Source organism: uncultured Croceicoccus sp. (assembly GCF_947496385.1).
Classification (GTDB): Bacteria; Pseudomonadota; Alphaproteobacteria; order Sphingomonadales; family Sphingomonadaceae; genus Croceicoccus.
This window is the reverse complement of sequence record NZ_CANMCP010000006.1, coordinates 216,347-226,579: the sequence shown is the minus strand read 5'-3', so window position 1 is coordinate 226,579 and position 10,233 is coordinate 216,347. Positions and strand designations below refer to the sequence as shown.

Below are 10,233 nucleotides of genomic sequence, written 5' to 3'. Positions count from 1 at the left end.
ATGGGCCAATCGCACCGACAGCAACTGCCGCATCTGCTTCGTCCTCATCGACGGCAGGTTCGAACCGGAGTTGGAAGCATGAGGCTCGCGACGCTCGATAACAATACGTCCGATGGTGCGTTGGTGCTTGTCTCTGCCGATGGTGCGCGCATGATGGAGGTCGGGGCCGGCGCGCCGAATCTCCTTACGCTCATGGCGGACTGGACCGCGGGTCAGCCGGCGCTTGGCGACGCCGCGGCCCGGCTCGCCGCAGGGGAGGGCATGGCAACGGGGACACTGCGCGCGCCGATGCCGCGCAGCTGGCAATGGCTCGATGGTTCGGCCTTCGATCAGCATGGCAAGCTGATGCAGATCGCGTTCGGCCTCGATCCGATCGAAAGCGACCGGCCCCTGATGTATCAGGGGATGTCCGATCGTTTCTACGGCCCGAATGACGACATTCCCTTCCCGTCGGAGGAAGATGGCATCGATTTCGAGGGCGAGTTCGGCGTGATCGTCGATGCCGTGCCCATGGGAACGAGCGCCGCCGACGCAATGAAGCACATCCGCCTGATCGTGCAGATCAACGACTGGTCCCTGCGCACGATCGCCCCGATCGAGATGAAGACAGGCTTTGGCTGGGTGCAGGCCAAGCCTGCCTGTTCCATGGCGCCGATCGCCGTCACGCCTGATGAACTGGGTGAGGACTGGCGCGACGGGCGGGTATGTCTCGACCTTGACGTCGAATGGAATGGCGCGCGTTTCGGCGCGGCCAACGGGCGCGAAATGGCGTTCGGCTTCCATGAACTCGTCGCCCACGCCGCCCGCACGCGCGATCTGGTGGCCGGCACCATCATCGGATCGGGCACCGTGTCGAGCCCGGATTACGCCAAGGTCGGTTCAAGCTGTATTTCGGAGCGTCGCGCCATCGAGATGATCGAAAACGGCCTGCCCGAAACGCCGTTCATGCGCTTTGGCGACCGCGTCCGCATGGCGGGGCGGCGGGCAGATGGTACGTACCCCTTCGGAATGATCGAGCAGACGGTCGTCCAGCGCTGATCGCCGGGAATGACGGCGCGCGTTTGCCAACCACGGCAGGCGTGCGCCTTCGTTCGCGCCGGCGCTTGCGGTTTTGCCTTCGCCCGTACGGATTTTCGCCTATAGCGCGTCACCGGGGCATCGCGGCCCTTGCGTATGGGACGGAGCGGGAGAGACGCATTGGCACCAAGATTTGTTCTGAACCTGACCTGTGACGATCGTGCTGGTCTTGTCGCGAAGGTTGCCGGCTTCCTCGCCGAAAAGGGCGGGAACATCACCGAGGCGCAGCATTATAACGATGCCGCGACCGGGCAGTTCTTCATGCGGGTTCAGTTCGATCCCGGCGCCGCGACGCTGGACACCTACCGGGACGATTTCGCGGGGTCGGCCCAATCGATGGCGGCGCGCTGGACGCTTCGCGACACGGCGGTACGGCGCAAGGTCGTGTTGATGGTGTCGAAATTCGACCATTGCCTGGCCGATCTCCTCTACCGGCACAGGATTGGTGAGCTGTCGATGGATGTGGTCGCCATCGTGTCCAACCATCCGCGCAACGCGCTGACCCTGTCGCTGATTGGCGATATTCCGTATTATCATTTCCCGATCACGGCCGAGACCAAGCCGCGGCAGGAAGCGCAGGTCAAGCAGGTGATCGCGGATACGGGCGCCGAGCTGGTGGTGCTGGCGCGTTACATGCAGATCCTTTCGGACGATTTCGCGCGCTTTCTCTCAGGCCGGTGCATCAATATCCATCACAGCTTCCTGCCGGGATTCAAGGGTGCGAAGCCCTACCATCAGGCGCATGATCGCGGCGTGAAGATGATCGGCGCGACGGCCCATTACGTGACCGCCGATCTCGACGAAGGCCCCATCATTCACCAGGATGTCGAAGCCGTAACCCATTCCGATACGCCCGACATGCTGGTGGCCAAGGGGCGCGATGTCGAACGGCGCGTGCTCGCCCGCGCGGTCCGCGCGCATCTTGAGGACCGTGTCTTCCTCAATGGCTTCAGGACCGTGGTTTTTTAGACGCGTTGGCGGGCGGGCCGTCGCGGCGGCAACGCTTAATTCAGAATAACGTAATAGCAGGCCGCGAAGACCACGGCTGAAATCAGAAAGATGAAAAGTTCCGAATGCTTGCGCCGAAACCGACGCAACGCGCGTTTTCTGGAATGGTGTTTCAAGAGTGCCCCCCGACAATCGTTGAATATGGTCGACAATCTCACCGCTTTGCATCCGTGTCGCGGAATTTCGCCAAAAGCGACATCGCGCATCATGCTCTGGTCAGGTGATGTCTTAACATCCCCAAAGCGGAGGGGTGATGTCAAACGCTACTGCAGCAGAGCGCAGTCCCTTCTTGGGACAGTGGGTGCGAAAACCCGTCGTTAACCGATATTTATGAGCGAGCGCACCGCGATATTTTCTTCGCGCAGACGGTCCCCGCCGCCAAGGTCGACGAGATCGATCGCGAAGAGCGCCTGCTCGACTCGCGCACCCGCATCGCGGAGCAGGCGCGCCGCCGCCAGCGCGGTTCCCCCGGTGGCCAGCAGATCGTCGACCAGCACGACGGGTGTGTCGGGAACGCACGCATCGTCATGCATTTCGAGCGTATCGCTCCCGTATTCCAGCTCGTATTCGATCGACAGGCGCGTACCTGGCAGCTTTCCCGGCTTGCGAAGCATGATCATCCCCCACCCCATGCGATAGGCAAGCGCGGAGGCAAAAATGAAACCGCGCGCCTCGATACCGGCCAGCATGCACGGCTGCGTGCCGTTCAAAAGTTCCGCCATGCGGTCGATCGTGGTGCGAAACGCCGCACCGTCGAGCAGCAGCGTGCTGATATCGCGAAAGGCGATGCCCGGTTTGGGGTGGTCGGCGATTTCGCGGACGAGGGCGAGAAGATCGGCATTGTCGGTCATCGCCCGACGCTAGCCGCTCTTGCGCAATTGCTAAAGAGCGATCAAGGCGCGGCAAGCCGAAGCGCGCCCATCCCACGCACGCTGGCCAGCGCGACCGCCGGAACGGAACGACGGACGCCCTGCTCCATTATAGAAAAGCCATGCTGCGACATTTCAATTTGCCCGCGAATCTTCGCCCTTTTCCCATGGGCGCCGCCCTGATCGCCGCGGCCTCGGCCGGTTCTCCCGCGTTCGCACAGGATATCGAGGCTCCCGATGGCGACGAGCGTCCGCCCGAAGCGGTTCCGCCCGGCGCGGCGAAGGCACGGACGCAGGACCCGGATCGCGTGACCTGGTCCGTCGGGGCGACGGCGGTCGGCAAGTATATCTCGCGCGGCGTGGCATTTTCGGAGGAGCCGAGCCTGCAACCCTTCGCGTCGGCGCGCATTGCTTTGCCGGAGCTGGAGGGCGGGGCGCTCACCGTGGTAACGGCCTTCGTCGGCACCTGGAACAGCATTCAGAGCGGCGGCCCCGGCCTGGGCCAGGCGAACGACGGCCCGGTGCCGGGATGGTACGAAGCGGACATCTATACCGGCGTTGCCCTCACATTCCGGGAGCGGTTCACCGTGTCGCTCGCGTGGTATCGCTATATCTCGCCGGCCGATTCCTTTACCGATTACGACGATTTCGAAATGATCCTGCGTTTCGACGACACGCAATTCTGGAAAGGGCGGGTCCCGCTCGATAATTTCACCCTCTCGCCGTCGCTGCGCATGGTACAGGAAGAGGGGCAGCCACTGCGCGACGACGCCCTTTACGTGCAGCCATCGCTCACGCCGAGCTTTACCGTGGGCACGGAAATGCCGGTCACGGTGTCGGTGCCGTTGATGATCGGATTGTCGGACAGTTTCTACAGGGGCGTGGATGGCGGCAATCCCGATTTCGGTTTTTTCCGCACCGGCGTAACCCTCGCGATCAGCCCGATCGAGGCGGCGCCGGCGCTGTCTGTCAATGGCGGGGTGGATGTCTGGATGCTCAATGACGATGTCGCGAACGGACTGGACGACAATGAATTCATCGGCCGGATCGGGGCGCGCTACAGTTTTTGAGCCATCGCCGGGTGGCTATCGCCATGATCGCGCGCGTGGCCTATCCATGATCGTGACAGGCGATGGATCGGGCGGGGCATGACACTAAAAGGCGCATTGCGGACAAGGATGATCGGGCGGCGCGGTTTTGTGCAGGCGGCATGTGCGGCGCCGTGCCTCTCCGCGCTGTCCATCGTGGGACGTAGCGGGGGTATGCGGGTCGGTGTGAACCTTGTCGAGGATGCCGCCGCCCCCTTCGGCAGCGCGGCCGCGCTCCGCAGCTTTCGCCAGCTTGCCGAGGCGGGCGCGTCCGTCGTCGCGCTGATCCCCTTTTTCTGGCAGCCGGGGGAGAACGATCCGCAGCTCGTGCCGGGAAGCGCGCTGTCCCCCGATGGCTTGCGACGCGGCATCGCGCAGGCGCGCGAATGCGGGCTCGATGTCGTGGTGAAGCCGCATGTCTGGGTGCCGGAACGGTGGGCCGGGGCGATTTCCTTCGCTCGCGAGGAAGACTGGGCCACATGGTTTGCAGCCTACGAAGCGGCGCTGCGCCCCCATGCCGCGGCGGCGGCGCAGGCGGGCGCCTCGACCCTCTGCATCGGGACGGAGCTGCGCCATACGACACGACGGCCCGAATGGCGCGGCATCATCGAACGGCTGCGCGATGTGTTTCCGGGGCGGCTGACCTATGTGGCGCATAATGCCGCGGGGGCGGAAGCGGTCGCATTCTGGGACCGGCTCGATATGATCGCCATGACGTCATACCCCGTTCTGGGACCGGGTTCGGATCGCGGGGCATGGCGGGCGGCGATGCGTGCAGAGCTGAGCGTGCTGCGCGCGTTGAGCGAGCGTCATGCGAAACCGGCATGGCTGGGCGAGATCGGCCTGCGCTCGGTCGGTGGTGCGACGTTGCGCCCGTGGGAAAGTGCGGAGGAGCGGGCCGGAACGCCGAACCTCGCCGTGCAGCGCGACGTGCTGTCGATCTGGCTGGACGAGGCGCGTGCCTTCGGGATCGAAACGGCGCTGATCTGGCGGTGGTTGAGCGATCCCGACGGGGGCGGGAAAAGCGACACCGACTTCACCATTCAGAACAAGCCGGCGGCCCGGCTGCTCCGCCGCGGACGCTAAAACGCGAACCATACCCCGGTGAAGAAACCACGTTCGCGCAGGGCATTCGTGCCACCAATGGTGCCCATCAAGCCGGCCTGGAGCGCGACCGCCGGCGACACCTGCTGCACCGCGCCCAGTTGCACGTTATAATAGCGATATTCATCGAAAATGCCCTGTCCCGCGCCATCGCTGATCGTGTTGAAGCTTTGCGCCATGATGAGCAGTTCGGCGCTCGGCCGGTAGCCCAGCGTCACATCGGCGTGAAATTCGTTCGGCGGGTCGCCGTCGCGAAGGCGGTAGCTCGCCTGTGCATCGACGAAAGCACCATGCGCACCCGCCGCGATATTGTGAAAGCCGCGCAGGCGAAGATCATATTCGGTGCCGGTGTTGCCGACCTGCGCGAGCCGGTCGTCGCGCGTGAAGCCGGGAATGCGCACCGCCCCTTCGGCTGCGAGCCAGGCACCGTCGTCGCCCATCAACCGGTAACGCGCACCCAGATCGGTGTAGCCAAGCCCGCTGTCGTCGTCCTCGCCCTCGACCGAGATGTTGCGAAAGCTGGGCTTCACCACCAGCGTGAGGTCCGGCGTGACGCGATATTCGGCGAGCAGGAAAAGCTCCATCTTCTCGTAATCGGGGATGTCGATCGTGTCGCCATCCGCGCCGAAACCGCGTGTGCTGTCGGAATAGTAGAACGTGGCGATGATCTGCCCGTCGCTTGGCGGGGGCGGCGCCGCGTCGACCCCGCCATCCTGCGCAAAGGCGGGCAGGGCAGGGAACAGGGCGGCGCAGGCCAGCCCGATAATGCAGATTCGGGGGGTCATTGGCGCTCCACTAGCATAGTCTTGGTTTCGTGAATGATGCGATCGGCCGCCGGGCCGAGATCGCCCGGTTTCGCCCAGGCCGTCCGGATCATCAGGGCGACATGCCCCGACTGTATCGAATTGCCGTGATGGATGCGCCGCTCCGCGATCGCGCGCGCGGCCTGCGCCCCCCAATGGTCCAGCACGCCGGGCGACGAGGCGCCCGGCTCGATCGCCATGAACATGCCGGGGCCATAGGCGGTCAGCATGACGCCCACCGGCGCCGGGATCGTCCGCAGCATGCCGGCGACGTCGCGCACCATCGCCTCCGCGCTATCGTGGCCATGCAATTCGACGAAGCCGGGAAAATCGACGATCCGCACGAGAGCGATCGCGGCGGGCCGGTCGCGCTGGCGGCAATCGGACACGACGAGATCGAACGCCCGTTCGCGCAGGAGATCGGTGTCGGGGTCGATGAGGCTGAAACTGATCTGTCCCTGCTTGAGCGCGGCGTTCTGCAATTGCAGCTCTTCTTCGCGCAGGGCACGCCGCTCACGCTCGCGCTGCATCCGCAAGAGCGTGCGTATGCGGGCCAGCAGACGGACATCGTTGATCGGCTTGGTCAGGAAATCGTCCGCGCCTGCCATGAATGCCTGATTCAGCGTTTCGGCATCGTTCGTAGCGGTCAGCATTAGTATGGGCAGACGGCGCGTATGGCGCGACAATCGCATCCGCGCGCAGACCTCCAGCCCGTCAATATCGGGCATCCGGATGTCGAGCACGACCAGCGCATAGGAATGGGCAAAGGCCGCCGTACGGCCATCGTCGCCGATCCCGCACAGGCGCAGCGCTTCGCGCCCACCGCGCGCGATGTCGACATGGTCGAAGCCACCTTTGGTCAGCATCGCCTTCGTGATGAACGCACTTTCGGGCACGTCGTCGACCACGAGGATTTTCGTCTGTTCGCCTGTGCCCATTATCCTGCCTCGCCGCTTGTTTCGTAAACACGCCATCGAAGGCCATCGTAGACGAGATCGTAACCGGGATGGCCGTCGTCATAAAGATCGGGGAAAATACGGCCCACCCGGTCACTTCCGTAAACCGATCCCCGGTCGCGCACGACCAGCATGCGCGCATCGGTTCGCCCGCGTAGCGAGGCAAGCGTGAAGGGCGTGTCCGCGCTCGTCCATATTCCGTCCGGCCCCCCGCGCAAGGCGATGACCGCAGGCGCCGCCTCCGCATCAAAAAGAATCTCCGACCGGCCGCGAAGCACGCGGGATAGCCCGACCAGCTCCGGGTCGGCGACGGGAACGGGGCGCTGCAATGCGGCGGCTTTCCACCGCTCTGTCTCCGGCGAACCATCCGCGAGGATCAGCACCCCCCCGCCGACCGCACCTGCGAGCAGGAGCAGCAGTTCCACCCGGCGCAACCGGTTGAGCGGCCAGCGCGCGACGCAGCATGCCGCCGCCGTGACGCCGAGGCTGGCCGCGACCGCGGGGGAGGGGAACATGCCGAAAGCGAAGGCCAGAACCATCGCGCCGAGCAGCGAGAGAAACAGCGCCATCACGGCATAGCGCAGCGGAGCCATCCCGCGCGCTGCGAAAAACATCGACACTGCCGCCGGGCATACCGCGAAAAGACCGGCCGCGGCGAGGGCAACGGCCTGCCATGGTGCCGCGATGGCACGACCCGACGGATCGGCGCCCAGGCCGGCGGCCTCCCGGCTGATCGCGTGCGCGAAGGACAGCGGATCGAACGCGAAGACCCAGTTGACGTAGAGAAACGAAAGCAGGGCGAACATGACCGGGAAAAGCAGGATGAGATAAAGCGCCACGGGCGCCGTGCGCAACCGATCCGCCGGCATGATCAGCGCAAGGAAAGGCAGGCTCGCGAAGACGAGGATCAGCCCGTAGGGATGCGCGAATGCCATGATGCACAGCCCGACCGACACCAGCATCAGATCATTGACCCGTTCCCCCCGCCGCAGGCCGAATGCGCCCAGCGCGGTGAACCAGAAGCCCCAGTGAAGGATCACGAAGCCGATCCCCTCGCCCGCCGCGCGCAGGAATACCGGATTGAACAGCAGCGCGCCGCTCGCCGCCGCGGCCTCCCACCGGGACAGGCCATTGATGGTGAAGGCGCGATACCACGCCAGCGCAAGCAGCGCCGAAAGGCCCGCGCTCAACAGCGAAAGCCCGGATGTCCCTGCATCGGGAAGGACATAGCCGAACATCACCGCGGCAATGTAGGGCACGGGCGGAAACGCCGTCACGATGGAGGCGAAGGACAGCGATCCCGAAAGGCCGAGCAAGGTGCGGCCATGAAGGTCGAGATCGCTCGCCGATACGAAGCCGCGCAGGTGAAACGCGAACACTGCCGCGACGAACAGGCAGATGAGCAGCGACAGGACCGCGGGGAGGGCGAAACGCGATACGCTCATGCCGCCTGCTGTCCCGCGCGCGCCTTGCTCACTTCCTCGGCGGTGTGTTTCGACAGGCCATGCTCGGTCTTTTCCCAGTAGAACGGCTTGGTCACGAGCTGCCATGCGCCCTTCCACGCGGCGATGGACATGAGGACCCAGTACCAGATGACCGTCAGGCTGAACGGGACGAGCGAGAGCCAGTTTCGCCGGAACGGGGCAAGCATCATGATGAACACGAACAACCCATTGCCCGCCAGCAGGTTGAACAGCGAAAGATACAGCAGCGCCGGAGGGAATAGCACATCGAACGCGCCGATCTCGGTCACGAGCCAAGCCGCGAATATCGCCCAGAAAACGGGGTTCAGCAGGCCCGAAAGCATCGTCCCGCCGATGAAGAACACGAAGCCCAGTATGCCCAGCGTGCCGATGGTGCGGTAGAGATGCAGCGGCCGGCGCGTATGCACGAGGAACGTCTGCATATACCCCTTGATCCAGCGGGAGCGTTGCCGGATCCAGTTGGATTGCGAGACATTCGCCTCCTCGAACGTGGTGGAGGCGGCGAGCCGGACCTCGTAACCCTTCTGCGTAAGGCGAATGCCGAGATCGGCATCCTCGGTCACGTTGAAGGGATCCCACGCCCGCAATTCGCGCAGCACATCCATGCGGAAATGGTTCGACGTGCCGCCGAGCGGGATCGGGATCTTCAGCTTTTCCAGGCCCGGCAGCATGAGATCGAACCATAAGGAATAGTCGAGCGTGAACAGCCGGGTCAGCCAGTTTTCCTCGCGGTTGAAATAGTTGAGGCGGCATTGCACGCAGGCGACGTGGGCCGGCGAACGCTGAAACGTGACGACGACTTTCTTGAGCTGGTCGGGCTCGGGCTTGTCCTCCGCATCATAGATCACGAGATATTCGCCCCGCGCGAATTTCAGCGCGTAATTGCACGCCTTGGGCTTCGTCTGCGGCTGCGAGGGGGGGACGAGCACGATCTCGAATATGCTCTCCAGACCGAGCGCGGTCGCGGCGTCGATCGTGACCTGGTCGCCTTCCTCCAGCACGATCTTGATGTCGAGCCGGCTGGTCGGGTAATCGAGCTCGCGCAGAGCATTGGCGACGATCGGCAGCACGTCGGGTTCGCGAAACATGGGGACGAGCACGGTATAGACCGGCAGATCCTCGTCGCGCAGCATGGCGACCGCGGCCTCGAGCTGCCGCTCGCTCGCATGTTGACGCCGCCCGCCGGACCAGACCAGCACGCTCTTGAACACGAAATTGCCCAGATAGAACACCGTCATCACGAGGTTGACCGCGATCAACGTGGCCACGGGCGCGAGTGCGAGGCCGACAGCGATGGCGCTTATCCCGAGCCAGGCGCACACGATCTGTGCCGGGGTGAAAACCGTCTGCGCCGACATGACGGGATCGTGTTCGGCAAGATCGTAGACCGCGGCATGGCTGAACCGCTTTGAAAAGGCGTTTTGCACTGCATGCTGTATCTGCTGTTTCGAGGCGATGGCAATGCGGACATTTTCGCCCCAGCCTGTCCGCGCATAGAGGATCACCTCGGGCCCCGGCAGTGCGGTCACGATGGTCGTGACGCCGCCGTCCTCGCGCCAGGGAATGACCAGCGCGCGCATGTAATGGGCGACATCGCCTTCATTCAGAAGGTCGGGTGCGGGGGGATCGCGTTCGAGATCGACGAGCGCCACGCCGAACCGGTCGGCGAGCGCGGCATAATAATCATCCGCCGCGATCCAGTTCTTCGTCAGCATGACGTCGACGAGGCTGGAGCCCCAGCGCACGGCAAGCTCGCTCGCCTCGTTAAGCTGGCGCGTCGTCACCAGCCCGCGTTCGGCAAGGAAATCCCCTGTCCAGCTGTCGATGGAAAGGAAGCTCGCCAC

9 protein-coding genes are annotated in these 10,233 nt (G+C 64.3%); 4 read left to right on the top strand and 5 right to left on the bottom strand.

The genetic code is table 11. The features are described from left to right. Positions 1 to 78 precede the first annotated feature (78 nt). Together Q0897_RS11560 and purU are read left to right on the top strand one after the other, a co-directional pair. Entirely contained in the window at positions 79 to 1,038 is a 960-nt protein-coding gene (locus tag Q0897_RS11560) for a fumarylacetoacetate hydrolase family protein (protein WP_299309602.1), read from the top strand. Positions 1,039 to 1,197: 159 nt separating this feature from the next. After that, entirely contained in the window at positions 1,198 to 2,046 is an 849-nt protein-coding gene (gene purU / locus Q0897_RS11555; protein ID WP_299309601.1) for a formyltetrahydrofolate deformylase, read from the top strand. A gap of 356 nt (positions 2,047 to 2,402) precedes the next feature. Here purU and Q0897_RS11550 read toward each other — a convergent pair whose 3' ends face one another. Beyond that, positions 2,403 to 2,936, bottom strand: coding sequence for an adenine phosphoribosyltransferase (locus Q0897_RS11550; protein ID WP_202084998.1), 534 nt, complete (start codon positions 2,934 to 2,936; stop codon positions 2,403 to 2,405). Positions 2,937 to 3,121: 185 nt separating this feature from the next. Between Q0897_RS11550 and Q0897_RS11545 the strand changes: the two genes are divergently transcribed. Both Q0897_RS11545 and Q0897_RS11540 read left to right on the top strand, forming a co-directional pair. Continuing rightward, positions 3,122 to 4,024: a hypothetical protein gene (locus tag Q0897_RS11545; RefSeq protein WP_299309600.1), complete on the top strand. Its 903-nt coding sequence runs from the start codon at positions 3,122 to 3,124 to the stop codon at positions 4,022 to 4,024. A 108-nt stretch (positions 4,025 to 4,132) separates the two neighbouring features. Then, positions 4,133 to 5,128 (top strand): hypothetical protein, encoded by a 996-nt coding sequence (locus tag Q0897_RS11540; protein ID WP_299309599.1) that lies wholly within the window; start codon positions 4,133 to 4,135, stop codon positions 5,126 to 5,128. Here the strand turns inward: Q0897_RS11540 and Q0897_RS11535 are convergent. From Q0897_RS11535 to Q0897_RS11520, 4 genes are read right to left on the bottom strand one after another with little or no spacing between them, the layout of a single operon-like run. Then, positions 5,125 to 5,931, bottom strand: coding sequence for a transporter (locus Q0897_RS11535; RefSeq protein WP_299309598.1), 807 nt, complete (start codon positions 5,929 to 5,931; stop codon positions 5,125 to 5,127). The two genes, Q0897_RS11540 and Q0897_RS11535, sit on opposite strands and share 4 nt — an antisense overlap. Beyond that, a complete protein-coding gene (locus Q0897_RS11530; protein WP_299309597.1) occupies positions 5,928 to 6,887 on the bottom strand; it encodes a response regulator in 960 nt (319 codons plus the stop codon). The genes Q0897_RS11535 and Q0897_RS11530 overlap by 4 nt, the downstream gene beginning before the upstream one ends. Further along, positions 6,887 to 8,350, bottom strand: coding sequence for a hypothetical protein (locus Q0897_RS11525; RefSeq protein ID WP_299309596.1), 1,464 nt, complete (start codon positions 8,348 to 8,350; stop codon positions 6,887 to 6,889). The genes Q0897_RS11530 and Q0897_RS11525 overlap by 1 nt, the downstream gene beginning before the upstream one ends. After that, positions 8,347 to 10,233 (bottom strand): glycosyltransferase, encoded by a 1,887-nt coding sequence (locus Q0897_RS11520; RefSeq protein ID WP_299309595.1) that lies wholly within the window; start codon positions 10,231 to 10,233, stop codon positions 8,347 to 8,349. The genes Q0897_RS11525 and Q0897_RS11520 overlap by 4 nt, the downstream gene beginning before the upstream one ends.

Excerpts from the sequence above, each read along its gene's own strand:
- Q0897_RS11525 (WP_299309596.1), bottom strand. The coding sequence starts at position 8,350 with ATGAGCGTATCGCGTTTCGCCCTCCCCGCGGTCCTGTCGCTGCTCATC.
- Q0897_RS11560 (WP_299309602.1), top strand. The coding sequence starts at position 79 with ATGAGGCTCGCGACGCTCGATAACAATACGTCCGATGGTGCGTTGGTG.
- Q0897_RS11545 (WP_299309600.1), top strand. The coding sequence starts at position 3,122 with ATGGGCGCCGCCCTGATCGCCGCGGCCTCGGCCGGTTCTCCCGCGTTC.
- Q0897_RS11530 (WP_299309597.1), bottom strand. The coding sequence starts at position 6,887 with ATGGGCACAGGCGAACAGACGAAAATCCTCGTGGTCGACGACGTGCCC.
- Q0897_RS11550 (WP_202084998.1), bottom strand. The coding sequence starts at position 2,936 with ATGACCGACAATGCCGATCTTCTCGCCCTCGTCCGCGAAATCGCCGAC.
- Q0897_RS11535 (WP_299309598.1), bottom strand. The coding sequence starts at position 5,931 with ATGACCCCCCGAATCTGCATTATCGGGCTGGCCTGCGCCGCCCTGTTC.
- Q0897_RS11540 (WP_299309599.1), top strand. The coding sequence starts at position 4,133 with ATGATCGGGCGGCGCGGTTTTGTGCAGGCGGCATGTGCGGCGCCGTGC.